This is a genomic window from Thermodesulfobacterium thermophilum DSM 1276, assembly GCF_000421605.1.
Taxonomy (GTDB): Bacteria; Desulfobacterota; Thermodesulfobacteria; order Thermodesulfobacteriales; family Thermodesulfobacteriaceae; genus Thermodesulfobacterium; species Thermodesulfobacterium thermophilum.
This window is the reverse complement of record NZ_ATXI01000022.1, coordinates 1-17,255: the sequence shown is the minus strand read 5'-3', so window position 1 is coordinate 17,255 and position 17,255 is coordinate 1. Positions and strand designations below refer to the sequence as shown.

Here is a 17,255-nt window from a genome sequence, read left to right as displayed (position 1 = left end):
ATGATTGAAAGTTTAGTATTAAATCTTTTAAAAACTCCTGAAATTAAGATTTTAGAAAATAATATCTTTGTTGAAAGTGTTGAGGTTGTAGCTTCTCCTGTCATAAAAAGAGAAGTGACAGTTAAGATGCTTTCTCCTCTCACTGTTTATAGTACATTGTTGAGTCCTGATGGTAAGAAGAAGACTTATTATTATCATCCTAAGGAAAAAGAATTTTCTCAACTTGTTAAAGAAAACTTATTTAAGAAATACAAAGCTTTTTACAAAAGGATACCTCATTCTGAAGAATTTCACATAGAGCCTTTAGGGATAAGTAGCAAAAACGAAAAGTTAGTGAGTTACAAAGGTTTTATAATAAAAGGCTGGATGGGAAAGTTTAAGTTAAAAGGAGATCTAGAGCTTATAAAATTTTCTTACGAAGCAGGTCTTGGTGCAAAGAATTCTCAAGGGTTTGGGATGTGGGAGATTTTAGAAAAATAAAAATTATCATGTCAGAAATAGGATTAAAAAGCTGTTATAAATTAAATAGAAAATAAATATTAATGAAAAGGGACTTTAACAAAAAATGCAAAATATAAGTCTAAATGTTAGAGATTTTTATAAAAAATACTTTCAAATAGACGAACCTTACGAATTTCAAGAGAGGATCTGGGATTTAATTTTACAAGGTAAAAATCCCCTATTGGTTAGAGCTCCCACAGGTAGTGGCAAAACTGAGGCAGTAATTGCCCCATTTTTAGCTCAGTTTATCAATAATGATTTTATCATTGCACCAAGGTTAATTTATGTGCTACCTATGAGAGTACTTGTCAACGGTATTGCGCAAAGGATAAAAAAATACGCAGAGAGAATTTCTCCAAACATATCTGTTGAAATTCAGCACGGTGACATCCCTGATTCACCGTTTTTTATTGCTGATATTATAGTTACAACTCTTGACCAGTTTCTTTATGGTTTTGCAAGAGCAAGTAGACAGGTAGGATATCATATTGATGTACCTGCTGGCTCTATAGCTTCTTCTATGGTGGTGTTTGATGAAGCACATATGTACAGAGATGGGTTTACGTTTTCCATCATGAGGGCTTTAATGGAAATACTTTATAGAAGCAACATTCCTTTTGTGGTTATGACAGCAACCATGCCTAAAACTCTTGAAGAGAGCCTTTTTGAAAGGATTAAGGTTACTGAAGAACAGAAGATTTTTGCAGATATTTCTTTTTCTTCTAAAATTGACATTAAGTTGCATGATGATCCTTTAATTTCAAACGAAGATATAAATCTTTCTGATGAGCTCTTAGAAAAAATAAAGACCAAAAGGACATTAATTGTATTAAATCAGGTAAAAAGGACACAAAAGGTTTATGAAAAGATCAGGTCAAGGCTTGAATTAAACGATGAGCAGATTGTTTTGTTACACTCAAGATTTACAAAAGCAGACAGAATAGAGCACGAAGGTAAAGCATTCTCATTAATTCCACACAAAGAAAACAGAGGAATTATAATTCCGGAAGGCACTGGCATTGTTGTCTCAACACAGGTTCTTGAAGCAGGGATTGATTTTTCAGCAGAGCTTTTGCTTACAGAGCTTGCACCAGCTGATTCTCTGGTTCAAAGGTCTGGAAGATGTGCAAGATATAATGGGCAGAAAGGCGAGATGTACATATTTCCAGTGGAGGAAGAAAATAAAGGTTACTTGCCTTATGAGAAGAAATGCTTAGAAAAAACTTGGGAGTGGCTTAAGAATAATCCTGATTTTGACATAAAGGATTTTAACCAAGTGTGTAACTTTGTTGATTTCACCCTTGACTACAAAGCAAATGATTATGAGGCTGCAGACACGTTAATAGATCTTTATGAATGCGTTTTGTATGCAGATACAGAGCCAAGGAATATTCAGTTAAGGGATGGCAAAGCAATTACACTTGTAGTCGTTGATTTTTCAAGTGGGAAAGGAAAGAAAAAAGAGGACAGAATAAAAGATGCCATTAGAAAGACAAATATACGAGAAAATTCTATAAATGTGGATATTGGAGTAGGACGGTGGTTGTTAGAGAAAGGCATTTTAAAGCTTATGCTAAGTTATGATTGCGATAAAAAGGAGTGGAATTTAAAGGAAATAAATGATATTTCACCATTTGGATATTATGTACTTGAAAGCAATTATTATAATAAACAAAAAGGGGTAACACCTGATGAGAGCATCTTTATTTAGTGCACCTGATGAGGACTATTTAAAGCATATTTTAAGGTGTGAGGAAAAGTTTGAAATTTTATTTCCGATTTTTTATTGCACAATAAAAAGAGTACTGAACAGCCCTTTTCCAAAGGATGAGCTACAAGAATATTTCTTGAAGATGATAAGATTTCATGATCTTGGCAAACTCACAAGAAAATGGCAGGAAAATGTGGGAACTAATAAAAAATTGCCTTCCCATGCTCCAATTGGTGCAGCTTATTTATGGAAGACTTTACCAGATGGAATAAGAGAGCCACTAAGTTTTGCTGTTGTGATACACCACACAGACCGGGGTCTTCTTGGAGATAACATAGAAAGACCAGATGTTCAGGCAATATTGGATGGAATTGTTGGTGATGATGAAAATGTTGACTGGCATAAAGGTGTAGATGAGTTAGATAGGAAATACTTTCCAGATGAGGCAAGGGGACTTACTGTTAACGATTTAAAAGATATGGCAAGAGGTTTAAGGGTTTGGGCAAAAGGCTGTGACCTACTTGAGCAACACAAAAGAAGGCTTCAAGCCACTTTGACTCATCATATTTTAAAACTTTGCGATATCTCTGCTGCGGTAGAGAGGAAAGAATATCAAAGAAGTGGTGACCATGATTATTATGGTGGCTGGCTGATGGTGGGAAGGATAGCAAAATATGTGGAAAACGTCGTTTGCAGGAGGAATTGATATGCACAAGGTAGAATTTAAATGTGAAGTGATAACTCCGATGTTTATGGCTGGGGCAGATAGAAATAGCGTTGAGCCAAGACCTTCGGAGTTTAAAGGAATGATGCGTTTTTGGTGGAGGACAATGAAGGCAGAGAATAATATTGAGAAATTGAAGAAGGAAGAAGCTGAAATTTTTGGTGGAACTGGGATAGGAGAAGGAAGGAGTAAAATTAGGATAAGACTTATTTATGACTTAAATACTTTGAAAAATTATACAGGACAAAATTTAAAAGATGATTATAACTTTCATTGGATTTTTGATCGGCAGAATAATACTTTATCTGGAAGTCATGCAGGTATAGGTTATCTTTTGTATTCCACAGTCTTACCGGGTAGGCATAGAGCCTATATAAAACATGGCTTTCCTTTTCACATCACAATCTCATCCTTTGATAAAGAAGCATATGGTTATGCTTTGGCCTCTTTATGGCTTTCCATATACTTAGGAGGGTTTGGAACAAGAGCAAGAAGAGGATGTGGATGCATAGTTGTTAATCAGGTAGAAGGTGAAACCTTTGGAATTAATTTTATACCCAAAGGAAAAGACTTAGAAACTTGGATTAAGGAAAATCTAAATGCTATAAAAAGTATAACAGGAGAAACTAAAGACTTTTGCTATGCTTATAGTAATTTAAGCTTTGCAAGGATGATCTTATCAAAAAAATCATTTAACACTTGGTATGAAGCTTTGAATGAAATTGGTGTAGTGTATAAAAAATTCAGAGAAAATTACCGAAATAAAATTTTTGAATTGGGTTCATTTGGATTACCTGTGTTACATAGAAATAATAAAAAACTGATAGCTACTAATGATACAACTCGTCGTGCAAGTCCATTAATTTTCAAAATAATAAGGTTTAATGAGAAATATTATTGGATGGTGTTGAGGCTTTCAGGGGAATTTCTTCCTGATGGTGTAGTGCTGAAATTTGAAAATAAGACTTCTAAACCAGACTATTCATTAGTAGACCTATTCTGGAAAGAACTAAAAAATACAGGAAAAGAGATTATACTTTGTAAACCTCAAAAATTAATAAAAATTATAGAGCAACTAAAGGAAAAGGGAGCAAAAAAAATTATTCTCTTTGGTTCAAAAGCAAGGGGCGATTTTCATAAGAAATCGGACATTGACATAGCTATAGAAGGAAATGTTTCAGACTTGGAGATTATTGAAAACTTAGACATAGTAAAATTAGAAGTAGCAAATAATAGGTTAAGAGAAAAAATCAACAGAGAGGGAGTCATTTTATATGACCGAGAGACTTAAAATTCTCTTTGAAGATTTTGAAAAAGCTTATATGAATTTAAAGGAAGCTGTAAAATCTGCTCGAAGTGATTTAGAAATTGATGGAGCTATAAAAAGGTTTGAGCTTTGTTATGAATTAACTTGGAAACTAATAAAAGAATATCTTGCTCATCTTGGAATTATTTGTAATAATCCAAGGGAGTGTTTTAAACAAGCATATCAAAACAATATAATTGAGGATCTAGAAATCTGGCTTGCTCTGATAGATTATAGAAATCTTCTTGTTCATACATACACATCAGAACAATCAAGAGAAATATTTGAAAAAATAAAAAGTGATTTTGTAGGTGAATTTAAAAAACTTTATGACAAGGTAAGGAGAGAGGTATATGAGTAATTTCACCGATAAACTCAAAGCTTTTCTGCACGACCCAATTGATAAATGTTTTGAGATTCCATCACATATTCAAAGAGCAAAGGAATATGCTGAAATTATTGATGTTTCAGGCGTAGATGAAATGAATGGACCGGATGAGATTGCCTCTTGTATGGAAAGAAGCTTTTTACCAAAATCAGAAAAATACGGATTAAGGAAAGAACATTTTTATCAAGAGTGCACTGAAATCAGGCATCCTTTTTCAGAGGGAAAGATATGTCTACCTGATTTTGATAAGAAGAAAATTTTAAGTGAGGTAAAAACAGTCTTTGAAAATATCAAAACTGCTTTACCTCAGGATGATAAAGACAAGTTTCTTTATCTTTGGCGAAATTTAATGGAAGAGATGTTTGATAAATTTAAAGATTTACCCATTGGCAAATATATACCTGTTTTGCCAGCTGATACAAGAATGCCTGACCATTCTATTTGGGAACATCTAAAAATTGCTTCTGCTATCAAGGCTTTTAAGGATAAACAAAACAATCAATTGTATCAGGATAATTCCTTGTTTCTTTTTTCTATAGGACCTGTGCAAAGCTTTATTTCTCAGGCAAGGAAAACCCGAGATCTATTTATGGGAAGTTTTATTCTTTCATATCTAACTTTTAAGGCAATTGAAGTTGTAGTGGAAAAGTATGGACCAACAAATATTATTTATCCAGACTTATATAAACAACCATTAATGGATTGGTTTTTAAAAAAGAAAAATGTTGAAATAAAAAACTCAACTGAATATTGGATAGACCAGCCAACCATCCCTAATAGATTTGTAGCCATGATCCCAATCACAAATGTAAATGAAATTAAAGAGTTTGCACAGACGATAGAAAATAAAGTTAAAGAAGCATGGATGGACATGATTAAGCAAGTGCTTGACGAATTTAAATTATATAGCGAGAATGAAATCAAGAATATTTCTGAAAAACAAACCAAAAATTTTCCTGAAATCTACTGGACTGCTATTCCTTTTAAAATAGGTTCAAATGATTTAAAAGTAAAAGATTTAAAAGAATTCTTTGCAGAGCATGAGATAAAAAAATGGCACGACCTTGAAAACTTCATCTCACTAAATGCTGAATTTCCACCGAATATAGGCTTTCAATATAAACTGGCCTATTCCACCCTTGAAAAATCAATGGGTGCAAGGAAAAATTTGAGAAATTTTGAGCAAATTGAGGAATATGATAAAAAATGCCATCTTTGTGGTGAGCGTGAAGCTGTTATATGTGGAAAGAAAAGAGAGGACGAGAAAAAGGAGACCGAAAAGATAAAATGCAAGGTATATTTAGATGTAGAGAAATATGGAAAGTATATTTCTTCTACTGAAGGGTTATGTATTATTTGCTTTACAAAAAGAGCGCTTGATAAATACTTAGTAAACAAGTTTAGTGATAAATTTAAAGATTTTTCATTTCCATCAACAGCAGAGATATCTTGCTCTGATTTTAAGGAAAAAGCCTTAAAAGATGCAAAATCTGAATTTAAAGAATATGTTAAAACTTTTCAAGATATAGTTGGAGAGGAAAATTTCAAACAGGTTAAAGTTTCATTTATTCCAAAATTAAAGGAACAAAATTCAAACATAGAAAATCTTGAAGGATACTGGTTTTATGAGGAAAATTTAAGGGTTAAAGAATTTGAAGAACAATTCGGTATAACACCAGGCGAGGAGCAACTCAACGAACTCAAGAAAAAATTAAAAATAATAACAAATAAAATTGGCAGTCCAAGTCCATATTATGCAATCTTAATGCTTGACGGAGATTTTATGGGAGAGTGGTTAAGCGGTGAGAGATTGCCGTCCCTTGAGAATGCTTACAATACAGAGATATGGAAAAAATTGCCCGGTGAATTTAAAAATCAATTAAAAAAATTTACTAACAACAAAAAAATTCTTACTCCTGCCATTCATGCTTCCATTTCCCATGCTTTAAGAAATTATTCTCTTGAATTTGTAAGAAATATAGTAGAAGAGGAACATCTTGGAAAACTTGTTTATTCAGGGGGTGATGATGTTCTTGCTTTTGTAAATTTGAAGGACCTGTTTGATGTGATGAGAAAATTAAGAGCCGCCTTTTCAGGACATATAAAGGTTGTAGACGGAAAGATAGAAGTTGATTGGAGCAATGATACAGGCTTTGTTGAAAAAGATGTTGAAAAAGATGGAAGATATTTTTTAACAATGGGTCCAAAAGCTTCAGCTTCAATGGGAGTTGTGATTGCTCACTATAAAGCACCTCTTAAAATCGTAATTGATAATGTAAGAGATACTGAGAAAAAAGCAAAAAATTTAGAAGGAAAGGATGCCTTTGCTGTATCACTAATGAAGCGTTCTGGTCAGACAATCAAGTTCGCCTGTAAATGGATAGTAGATAATGAAGATATACTGGAAAAAATAAAAAAGGTAAGTGATTATTTTAGGCACGAAAGTAAGCCAAGACTTTCAAAAACTTTTCCTTATAAGTTATCTAAAACTTTGAATGAGATAAAAGACAAAGAAGGAAGATTTACCCTTTCACAGGGTATTTTTGAAGCAGAACTTAAAAGAGTTCTTGCAAGATCCATTGAAAATGCAAATAAAGATAAAAAAAAGACTGCAATTAATAATCTTTTTGAAGATATATCATTTATTTTTTTTAACTCGGGTATTGGGGCAAATGTTGATCAGTTTATAGCCCTTCTTGAATTTGCAAGATTTATGGCAAAACCGGGGGATTAAAATGTTTATAAAGATTAAACCTTTTGATACATTATTTTTCAGAACTGGAAGACCTTTTTCTATTGGTGCCGACACATGGGCAGAAACTGTTTTCCCACCTTTGCCATCAACTATTTATGGAGCGATAAGGAGTTTTTTAATCTTTAATTTTGGAAAATTAGAAGATTTCAAATCAAGTAATCACAGACTAAAAGATTATGTAGGTTGTGTAAAGGACAGTAAGATTGAATACGGAACTTTGAGCCTAAAAGGAGTTTTTTTACTGAAAAATGGCAAGCTTTATTTTCCTTCACCTAAAGACTTGGTGAAGAAAAAAGAAAAAGAAAATTTATATCTATTACAATTTAAAAATAAGAGTTGTCTTTTTATTTCTGACTACGATCTCGAAAATATACTCCTTTGGCAAAGTAATGAGCAAGTAGATGAAGCGAAAGGTTGGCTCAATTACGATGATTTCATTGATTACTTAAAAGCAAGAAAGAACGAATTCTCACTCTTAGAATCAAAAGAATTTTTTGAAATAGAACCAAAAATTGGAATTAAAAGGAGCAGAGAAACATTCTCTTCTGAAGAAGACTTTCTTTACAGGATTCCACTTATAAGATTAAATAAAGATGTTTCCATATTGGTTGAGATAGACGGTGTTGATGGATTTATTTTCCCGAAGAGTGGGGTTATGCAACTTGGCGGTGAAGGAAAGGCGGTGAGCTTTGAACTTATTCCTGATGACCTGCTAAAAGAAATTAGAGATTTAGACTTTCAGTTTAGTAATGGTTATTTTAAGATTTACTTGGCTACTCCTTCCGTGTTTAAAAATGGATGGTATCCAGGATGGATAAATAGTAATTTTGAAGGAGAATTCAATGGAATAAAACTTAAACTCGTTGCCTGTGCAGTCGGGAAACCGATATCTATCGGTGGTTGGGATATTGTAAACAATAAACCTAAACCAATGAGAAAAGCTGTTCCAGCAGGTAGTGTATATTATTTTAAAATTTTAAATTTTGTTAATCCTTCAGAAATAAAAGAAGTTTTTCACCTAAAAAACATTTCTGATGATTTTAAAGATATCAAGTATTTCAAAGAAGGTTTTGGCTTGGCAATTTTGGGGGAGGTAAAGTTATGAGTAAAGTGATAACTTTTATCGGAACTTCAATTTTTAAAAACTATCTGAAAGAAAAAAGAGACAATACTTTCAAGGATTATTTAGAGGATTTAGAAGATAAAAATTTTAATGATTATAGCAGTGAACTAAATCGTATAAACTACATTAAGCGTCAGCTAACTAATTGGATCAATAGCTTGACCAACGAAGATGAAATTATTAATGTCTCCGCTGAAATAAAAAGTATCACAAAAATATATGAGATCTTTAAAAAAGAAATTGAAATTCACTTTTTGACAACAGACACTATTTTAAGCAATCTGGCTTTTGAAGTAATAAAGGATAATTGGGATAAATTTTCTCAGATAAGTAGTTTAAAAATCTATCCACAAGAGAAAGAAGGAGCTTGTATTAAAAACTTACAGGTAAAAAACTACGATAAATTTAAAGAGGGATTAGTAAATTTGATTAATAAAATTGATAATATAGTGCAAGGATATTGGGAAAATGTTATTTTTAATATTACAGCGGGATATAAAGCACTTATCCCTTACTTGACAATTTTAGCACAAGTTCATAAATGTCCAATTTATTATATTTTTGAGGATACCGATGTTTTAATAAAAATTCCTTATATTCCTATAAGTATAAACTGGGAAGTTTTTCAAAAAAACGAAAATTTCTTTTTTGATTTAGAGGTCAAAGAAATAGATGAAATTCCTTCTGGTTTAGTTCTTAAAGAAGAGGTAGAAAGTTTGCTTGAAAAATCTGGAAATTTAATCACTTTAAATCCACTTGGTATAATTCTTTGGGAAAAGTATAAGTCTTCTTTTTATCTAATTAAAATCTTTAAAATAGCTGAGGATTATATGAATGGAAAAGATGATAGAATTAAACAAATTTTTGAGAAATCAGTTTTAGAACTTTTTAGGAGATTGAAGAGCAATCCAAATGACCCTGATTTAGATCATAAATTAGCTAACGTTTCCCCTCCACCAGGTTTTAAAACATTCAAGCATAAAGAAGAAAATCTTCAGGTGAGAATTCTTTATAAAAAGGAAGATTTCAAAACAAGATACGGAAGCTTAGATTTTAGAATTTACATAGGACTTGTTGCAATTGGTCAAGATGTTCATAATGTAGAAAATGAATATGTATGCACTTTTAAACAACAAATTTCCAAAATAACAGATTTTGATAATTACAAGGTTCGTAGAATTAAAAAGGAGGAGGTTAGATTATGAAAGAGTTTCATATCATTAATGTGGGAACCACTATAATTACGAATTTTCAAAGGAGTAATTTATCTTCCCAGGAAGTAAAAACAGCCAGACTTTCAGATAATGTTTTTTGGAAAAATTTTCTAGATAATCCAAAATTAATGAACGAGCTTTATGAATTTGTTAAATCCAATCCCAAGAAAAATTCAGCAGAACTTAATTCTTTTTTAAGAATGATAGAAAATTATAAAAGTAGTCAAATAGAGGTTTATTTCACCGGAACCAAAACCCCAGTTAATGAGATTTGTATAAGAATTCTTGAAAAATACATGATAGAAAATGGTTTTACTGTTTACACATCTAAAGAAGTCCCTGGATATTTTTTAACTACCTATTTCGAAGAAGATAAAGTTAGGAGTTTCGTTCAGGGGATATCTGAGATGTTAGATCATTTAATAAAGCTTGCCTCAAAGAAAAAAGAAGAGGGATATGAAGTTTATTTTAATCCCACAGGAGGATTTAAGGCGCATGTTATAGCGAATGCTCTTGCTGGCTTTATGTCTTTTTGCAATGTTTATTATATTCACGAAGAGTTTGATGACTTAATAGTTTTTCCTCCGTTATTTTATCTTCCCAAAGGAAAAGAGATTGAACTTCTTGAAATATTACAAGACAAAATCCCAAAAAGTGGTAAAGAATACGAGAAATTAGCTGATAATTTTGCAGAAGAAATGGAAAGGTTAGAACATTATGGACTTATTGAAAGAGAAAAAGATGAATTTGGAAAGCTTTACAGGGTAAAAATTACAAATAAAGGGCTTTTATACTTAAAGCTTAGAAAGGAGGAGGTGTAAAAATGTTCCGAAAGTTTTTACCTTTATTTTTAATAGTTGAAACTCCTCTCCACGCAGGAAGTGGCTCAGAGCTTGGGATTGTTGACCTTCCTATACAGAGAGAAAGACATACTAAATTCCCTAAAATTGAAGGATCAGGAATTAAAGGATGTGTAAGGGAGATATTTGAAGGATTGATAGCAGAAGATGATAGTGGAAAAAGAAAACTGATTGATAGTGAAATTACCAGTAAATTGAAAGATAAATACAAAGAAATTGAAGAAGTTTGGAAGGAAAAATTAACAAATTATGATAAATATATTTCTTTTGTTTTCGGTCCAGAAAAGGGGGAAACTCACGCAGGTTCAATTGCATTTACTGATGCTAAAATATTACTTTTTCCGGTAAAATCTCTTAAAGGAGTATTTGCTTGGATTACCTCTCCGATGGTTTTAGTAAGATTTATAGAAGATATGGAATTTATAGGGAAAAGGGAAGTTTTTAAAGATTGTAATCTTGCAAATATTAAGAATACCATCCCTAAACAGTCAAACATTTTAGTTTCTGGTAAAGTTGTTCTTGAAGAATTTACTTTTGAGGTAAGAGAAAGCGAAGAGACAACTAAAATAGCTCAGGAACTTTCAGAGATTATTTTTCCTAAGGATCCCGCTTATGATTTCTGGAAGGAAAAGTTAAAAAAGGACTTGGTAATTCTTTCAGATGACGATTTTGAACAATTCGTTACTACTTCAACAGAAGTAATCACAAGAGTAAAAATATCTTCAGAAAGTGGAACAGTAGAGGAAGGTCCGTGGCAGGAAGAGTATCTTCCGCAGGATACGGTTCTTTATACAATCGCAATGACAACAGCGGTAAGAGTTGGAAAAGATGAAGACAAAGGACCATTTAAGGGCAGGACCTCTGACGAAGAAGCAGAAGAGGTAATGGAATTTTTCAAATTGGGGTTGCCAGATATTATCCAGTTAGGGGGTAATCAAACTCTTGGAAAGGGTATTGTAAGGATTAAAAAATGGGAGGACTAAGGATGGAAAACAAAGAAACTTTAATAAATAAACTTGAAAAAGGAAGAGCAGAGTTTGCTTATAAATGTGTTAAAGAAGCAATTGAACAATTTGCAACTGATAAAAAAAGAAAAAAGGAATATAGATCGTATACTCGCAAAGTTCCTCAGATGATACTTTCAAACGGACTTGGACAAACTCTTGCATTTGTAAAGGCTAAATCAGAAGAAGGTAATGCATACGATTTAATCTACAAACAACTTACCGAGTATATGAAAAGCGAAAGCACATCAAGAATAAAAATGCCTCATGACAAAACAGATTTAGTAGAATGGGTAATTTCTTGTAATTCTTCTGATTACAGATATATAGCCCAGGAAACGCTTGCATTTTTAAACTGGCTAAAAAGGTTTGCTGAAGGAATGATTGAGGAGTAAGAAGAATGAGTATAAATATTTCTAATCAATATATACCTTGTGATACCAAAAATCTTTTACCAAGAAAAATAGAACAAAATGAATTTAAAAATTACAATTTTGCTCTAATTTATCGACTTCCAAATATTTTTATAGAAAAAGGACAAATTAAAATTAGAATAAACGAAAAAATAGAAAAGTTTAATTGGGATAGAGAATTTATAAAAAATTTAACTAAAAGACTTGAAAGGTCAATACAAGGGGTTAAAGAACTGGGATATGAAGTTAAGAAGATTGATAATTTAACATTATCCTGGCGTATGGTAATTGGTCTTGGTGCATCTCATCCACAAGAAACTTCAATGACTTTGCATCATATTTACGGAATACCTTATATTCCAGGATGTGCAGTAAAAGGAGTAACAAGACACTGGGTTATTTTAACCAAATTTGAAAATGATGAGAAAAAAGCTGAACAAGATAATGATTTCCAGAAAATTTTTGGAACACAGGAAAAACAAGGTGAAGTAATATTTTTTGATGCTTATCCTGTTGATGAAATAAAACTAAAGCTTGATATAATGAATCCTCATTATCCAAAGTACTACTCTGGAGAGCAGCCTCCAGCAGATTGGCAAACACCGGTTCCGATTTATTTTTTGACAGTAGAAAAGACAAAATTTAATTTTTATCTTGCAAGTAGAGATAAAAATTTACTTAACAATGCAGAAAAGTATTTAAAGGAAGCTTTAAAAAGTTATGGTATTGGAGCAAAAACGTCACTTGGATATGGAATTTTTGAAGGGTAACCCATGCTAACCCTTTACACTCCTGCAACAGGATTTCCGGATTTAGAAGTTAAAATAGCTTATGGACTTGCGAGGGTCGGGATTGAGGCGTTTGGGATAAATAGAGTAAAAATAATTCCTGAAAAAGGATTTTATTTGGTTTTAATAGATGGAAATATCCCAAAACTCAATGATACTTTTCATAAAATTTCAGCAAGAGTTTTGAGTTCTGATTTTATTCCCCGTTCAACTCCAGGAATAACAGGAAGAACAGCTGATACAATAAAAGTGAGCAAAAACGAAACTTTTGATTTAAGTATATATACGCATATTATAGAAATTGCTGAACACAAAAAATCAGAAAATTTTTGTAGACACAAAGAAAAAATTAAAGTAAGCAATGTCATTGGATTTACTGCCGCTGCCACAACTGGTGTTTTATGTAAAAGAGATGGTCTTGATATTACCTATTATCAAGGAGTACCAAGAAGACCAACAGATCCAAGAGAAATCTGCAAGACTTGTGCTTTATTAGCCCTTCTTGGTATGTGGTATGCTTCTTTTATATTCAATATTGCCGATAAAGAGGTTATTATAACTCCTATACCAAATAATGAAGTTAGCGGTTTAAAATTGCAGGAGATTTTTTCTATTCAGCATCAGATAAGAAAAGAATGGTTTGGGCAAGAAATTCCCCAAGTACTTATTCCTTTGTTCTTTCTTTCAAGGATTCCGTCTTCTGCAGATATTCTTGAAGGATTTGATTTGTTCGTTGCAGTATTAAGCCGTCAACAAGGTTATCATGTGGATGGGATTTATTTGCTTTCTATTGAAAAGTATTTAAACTTTCTAAGAGATAATCCGTTTAATATAGCAAGTATTGATGTAATGCTGCGGAATAATGCTTTTTCAGCTCTTACGGAGTTAAATAATGTTATTTATTATAAAAAAGATTCGATAACAAAATTTGCTCGTCTTTATGTTCAAGAAACATCATCTGACAAGTTCGTTAATCTTCTATATCCACAAACAGCAAAATATCTTTTAAGGGAGGTAGGGATGATTAGACAGGATATAATTGAAAATCCTGCGTTAGCAAGTCTTGCAAGGACTTTGAGATATTTCATCAGAGAGAGAAAATATGGATATGCTGATGACATAAGAAATGCAAGAAAGGACTCAAGGGATTTTGAGGAGACGATAGCCAGAATGCTTAGAGAGGGAAGGTTAAGACTTGAACAAAAAGAAAAAATTCATTTACCAACAGAAGATGAAATAAAAGAAGTATTCAGACTTGCTAATGAAAATTTTGAAGCTACAAAAACAGCTCTTGTTATACTTGCTTTTTCATTTCCATCCAAAGTTGAGCAAACTGCAGAAAATATAGAGGAGGTGTAAAATGCTTAAGTTTGTAACTTTGGCAGTAAAAGTACAGCTTAACGTTCATGACCTTAACAATGAAACAGTAGCGGGAAATGTAACCGATATAAGGGTTATGGAATTTCTGGATGAGAATGGTACGCGAAGGGAGGCTCCAGCGGTTTCTGGAAGAATGCTCAAGCATTGGCATTATGAAGGAATGAGGCATTTGATATTAAATGGGTTATATACTTCAGTTCCACTATGTGCTGGATGTAAAGTAGGAGAACCTATAAGACCAGCTGAAATTAAAAATGGCAACTTGAAACAAATTGCAAAACCTGAAGAGGATGCAATTTTATCTTGCGTTATTTGCGATGTTCACGGTTATCTTATAGCAAGGGAAGCTGAAGGTGAAAGTGATAGAGGTATATCTGCAAGAAGAACTTCTCGGGCAATGTTTTCATGGCTTATGCCTGTTTTAGGTCCAGAGACTACCTCAACCCAAGTTATACATACAAGGGTGTCACAAATTAGAGAAAGAGGAGAGGGCGAGCAAGCAGCTCAAATGATTTTCAACAAATCGTATGCTTCAGGTATTTATGCCTTTGTGTCAGCTCTTGATGTAGATAGAATCGGGCTTGTTGAGTTGAACCTTGGTAGTTCAAATCCTTATGTTATCAATAATAACGATCGTAAAAATAGAATTAAGGTTGCCATAGAAGCGTATCGTTATTTGATTTCAGGTCAAATGGGTGCCTCGCTCTCTCATGCCATACCTCATATGAACCAGATTGAGGTTCTCGTTGCCTATTCAGAGGTTGGACCTTTGCCATTCCCTGTTTCACCAATGTATAGCGATTATCTTTCCAAAACTGTAGGACTTTTCCCCCAACATGCTAAGTTTCTTTACTGGGGGCAAGAAACCCCAGAAGGAGTGATTAAAAAAGAAAAAATTTCCGAAATTTTTGATGAGCTTCTGAGTAAAGCTGGGGAATAAGAGTTTTTAACATGAAAGCCATAGCTTTTAAAGTAAGATTAAATTCTCTTTATTCCATTAGAATTCCTTTTACCTGGCAATCAGCTTTAACGTATCCTGTGTTACCACCATCCGCGGTAATCGGGATGTTTGCTAATGCTCTTCAGCGCTACAGGAATGATAGAAATCCTGTAGCTTATCTTAATTTAGTGGAAGAAAATATAATTTGGGCTGGCTCAAGGCTCCTTACACCCTGCCTTATCAAGAGTTATACAACCTCTGCCATTACTAAATGGGAAGATCGTATAGGTGCTAAATTTACTAATGCTCTGGGAAGACAGTTTGCTTTTACAAAGACCTTAGAAATTGCCGGAATTTTTAAAGATGAGGCCTTAATAAATGAGCTTGTAGAAGCTTTGATAACTTCTCCGCTTACTTGTGGAGATAGTGAATCGGTTATAAGCTTAGAGAGTAAACCTGAAGACATGATAAAGGAGGTTGAAAAAATAGATGATTTAGAAAGTATCGTCACTCATTATCCTTTCCCTTTTTCCAATGATGTAAAAATTAGTGAAGGAAAAGGGCTTCTTTATCTTATGCATGAAAGGTGTAAACCCTCTGAGAGGAATTTTCCTCTCACTCTTTATCTTGTTCCCATAGAAGAAAAAGAAAGAATCCTATTTCCTACCTCCGTAACTATTCAGATTGTTAAGAAAAATTCAGAAAGTCCAAAAGAAGTGTTTAAAATTCAAGACATAGGATATGTCTTAAAAAGCCAATTAAAAATAGAAGAACCAAAAGCTAAGATAAAGAAAAGGAAAAAGAATTAAAAATTTTAAGCTACAGGTGACATTAAATACAGGGTTTTTTTAAATTTTAATACGAGAATTTTTAAACTATGTTTTTAAAATTCTCGTGCTAAAATAAAACTATGATTAAAAGAAAATTGTTAGAAGAAATAAAAGGGCATCTGAATAAAAGGGAGATTACTTTTATCGTAGGGCCAAGGCAGGCGGGTAAGACTACGCTAATGTTAATGCTCAAGGAATTTTTAGAAAGAGAAGGCAAGAAAACGCTTTTTTTCAATCTTGATATTGAGTATGACAAAGAATTTTTTACTTCTCAGAGCAAGCTGATAAAGAAGATAGAGCTTGAATTGGGGAAGCAAGGTGGTTTTGTTTTTATTGACGAGATACAGCGAAAAGAGGATGCTGGGCTTTTCTTAAAAGGAATTTACGACATGAACTTGCCCTATAAATTTATTGTTTCAGGTTCAGGGAGCGTAGAGTTAAAGGAAAGGATTCAGGAGTCTCTGGTTGGTAGAAAGCGAATCTTTGAGCTTTCTACTGTAACCTTTGAAGAATTTATCAATCATAAAACCAGCTATCGGTATGAAGATAGACTATTAGATTTTTTTGAAACGGAAAAGACCAAAGTTGAGGAACTGTTAGAGGAGTATCTTATTTTTGGTGGTTACCCTCGTGTCATCTTAGAAGAGACCAAACGTGAAAAACTGGTCATCCTTAATGAAATTTTTCAGAGTTACATCGAGCGTGATATTTCTTATCTTCTGAGGGTTCAGAAGACTTCAGCTTTTAGTAATTTAGTTAAGATTTTGGCTTCACAAATTGGACAGCTTATAAATCTTTCAGAAATTTCCAATACCGTTGGAATTTCAGTTAAAACACTTAAAGATTATCTCTGGTATTTGGAAAAAACATTTATTATTGAAAGGGTTTCTCCGTTTTTCCGAAATGTTCGTAAAGAAATCAGTAAGACGCCAATTTTTTATTTTTATGATCTTGGGCTAAGAAATTTTGCGGTAGGAAGTTTTGGAGTTTTACAGGATGCTGGATTTGTTTTTGAAAACTTTATCTTTAATTTGCTTAAAGAAAAAGCAAGACAGAACTTTGCCAAAATTTATTTCTGGAGAACAAAGGATAAAAGTGAGGTAGACTTTGTCGTAGAAATAGGAAATGAGGTTATTCCTGTAGAAGTGAAGTACATAAGACTTGCCAAACCAGAAGTAACGAGAGGGATGAGAAGCTTTATAGAAAGGTATAAACCAAAGAAAGCTTTTATTGTAAACCTTGAACTTGAAAGCATCCTTTGTTCCAATAGTACCAAGCTTTATGTGGTACCTTATTACAAACTACTGACTGATTGTTT

16 protein-coding genes are annotated in these 17,255 nt (G+C 32.8%); all 16 read left to right on the top strand.

All coding sequences use genetic code 11. The features are described from left to right. The coding region (gene cas6 / locus H529_RS0108515; RefSeq protein WP_022856086.1) for a CRISPR-associated endoribonuclease Cas6 at positions 1-480 on the top strand (480 nt) is incomplete at its 5' end. 85 nt (positions 481-565) lie between these two features. Beyond that, the gene (gene cas3, locus H529_RS0108510; RefSeq protein WP_022856085.1) at positions 566-2,212 is read left to right on the top strand and encodes a CRISPR-associated helicase Cas3'; all 1,647 of its coding nucleotides are present in this window, start codon (positions 566-568) and stop codon (positions 2,210-2,212) included. After that, the gene (locus H529_RS0108505) at positions 2,193-2,918 is read left to right on the top strand and encodes a hypothetical protein (RefSeq protein ID WP_022856084.1); all 726 of its coding nucleotides are present in this window, start codon (positions 2,193-2,195) and stop codon (positions 2,916-2,918) included. Before cas3 ends, H529_RS0108505 begins: the two co-directional genes overlap by 20 nt. Before the next feature lies 1 nt (position 2,919). Further along, on the top strand, positions 2,920-4,227 hold the full coding sequence (gene cmr1, locus H529_RS0108500) for a type III-B CRISPR module RAMP protein Cmr1 (protein WP_022856083.1): 1,308 nt from the start codon (positions 2,920-2,922) through the stop codon (positions 4,225-4,227). Continuing rightward, positions 4,211-4,603 carry an HI0074 family nucleotidyltransferase substrate-binding subunit gene (locus H529_RS0108495; RefSeq protein ID WP_022856082.1) on the top strand — a complete coding sequence of 131 codons (393 nt, stop codon included), beginning with the start codon at positions 4,211-4,213 and terminating at the stop codon, positions 4,601-4,603. Before cmr1 ends, H529_RS0108495 begins: the two co-directional genes overlap by 17 nt. Further along, positions 4,596-7,364: a type III-B CRISPR-associated protein Cas10/Cmr2 gene (gene cas10 / locus H529_RS0108490; RefSeq protein ID WP_022856081.1), complete on the top strand. Its 2,769-nt coding sequence runs from the start codon at positions 4,596-4,598 to the stop codon at positions 7,362-7,364. The genes H529_RS0108495 and cas10 overlap by 8 nt, the downstream gene beginning before the upstream one ends. Before the next feature lies 1 nt (position 7,365). Continuing rightward, positions 7,366-8,490, top strand: coding sequence for a type III-B CRISPR module-associated protein Cmr3 (gene cmr3, locus H529_RS0108485; protein ID WP_022856080.1), 1,125 nt, complete (start codon positions 7,366-7,368; stop codon positions 8,488-8,490). Continuing rightward, a complete protein-coding gene (locus H529_RS0108480) occupies positions 8,487-9,713 on the top strand; it encodes a hypothetical protein (protein ID WP_022856079.1) in 1,227 nt (408 codons plus the stop codon). Before cmr3 ends, H529_RS0108480 begins: the two co-directional genes overlap by 4 nt. Next, the gene (locus tag H529_RS0108475) at positions 9,710-10,543 is read left to right on the top strand and encodes a putative CRISPR-associated protein (RefSeq protein WP_022856078.1); all 834 of its coding nucleotides are present in this window, start codon (positions 9,710-9,712) and stop codon (positions 10,541-10,543) included. The genes H529_RS0108480 and H529_RS0108475 overlap by 4 nt, the downstream gene beginning before the upstream one ends. A 2-nt stretch (positions 10,544-10,545) precedes the next feature. Next, positions 10,546-11,565, top strand: a complete 1,020-nt coding sequence (gene cmr4 / locus H529_RS0108470) for a type III-B CRISPR module RAMP protein Cmr4 (protein ID WP_022856077.1) — start codon at positions 10,546-10,548, stop codon at positions 11,563-11,565. 2 nt (positions 11,566-11,567) lie between these two features. Continuing rightward, positions 11,568-11,981, top strand: coding sequence for a type III-B CRISPR module-associated protein Cmr5 (gene cmr5, locus H529_RS0108465; RefSeq protein ID WP_028843153.1), 414 nt, complete (start codon positions 11,568-11,570; stop codon positions 11,979-11,981). 5 nt (positions 11,982-11,986) lie between these two features. Beyond that, positions 11,987-12,769 (top strand): type III-B CRISPR module RAMP protein Cmr6, encoded by a 783-nt coding sequence (cmr6, locus tag H529_RS0108460; RefSeq protein ID WP_028843152.1) that lies wholly within the window; start codon positions 11,987-11,989, stop codon positions 12,767-12,769. A 3-nt stretch (positions 12,770-12,772) separates the two neighbouring features. After that, positions 12,773-14,146: a type I-A CRISPR-associated protein Csa5 gene (gene csa5 / locus H529_RS0108455; protein ID WP_028843151.1), complete on the top strand. Its 1,374-nt coding sequence runs from the start codon at positions 12,773-12,775 to the stop codon at positions 14,144-14,146. Position 14,147: 1 nt separating this feature from the next. Next, entirely contained in the window at positions 14,148-15,107 is a 960-nt protein-coding gene (locus H529_RS0108450) for a DevR family CRISPR-associated autoregulator (protein ID WP_022856076.1), read from the top strand. A gap of 11 nt (positions 15,108-15,118) precedes the next feature. Further along, the gene (gene cas5 / locus H529_RS0108445) at positions 15,119-15,916 is read left to right on the top strand and encodes a CRISPR-associated protein Cas5 (protein ID WP_022856075.1); all 798 of its coding nucleotides are present in this window, start codon (positions 15,119-15,121) and stop codon (positions 15,914-15,916) included. Positions 15,917-16,017: 101 nt separating this feature from the next. After that, a partial coding sequence (locus H529_RS0108440) for an ATP-binding protein (RefSeq protein ID WP_022856074.1) occupies positions 16,018-17,255 on the top strand: 1,238 nt, incomplete at its 3' end.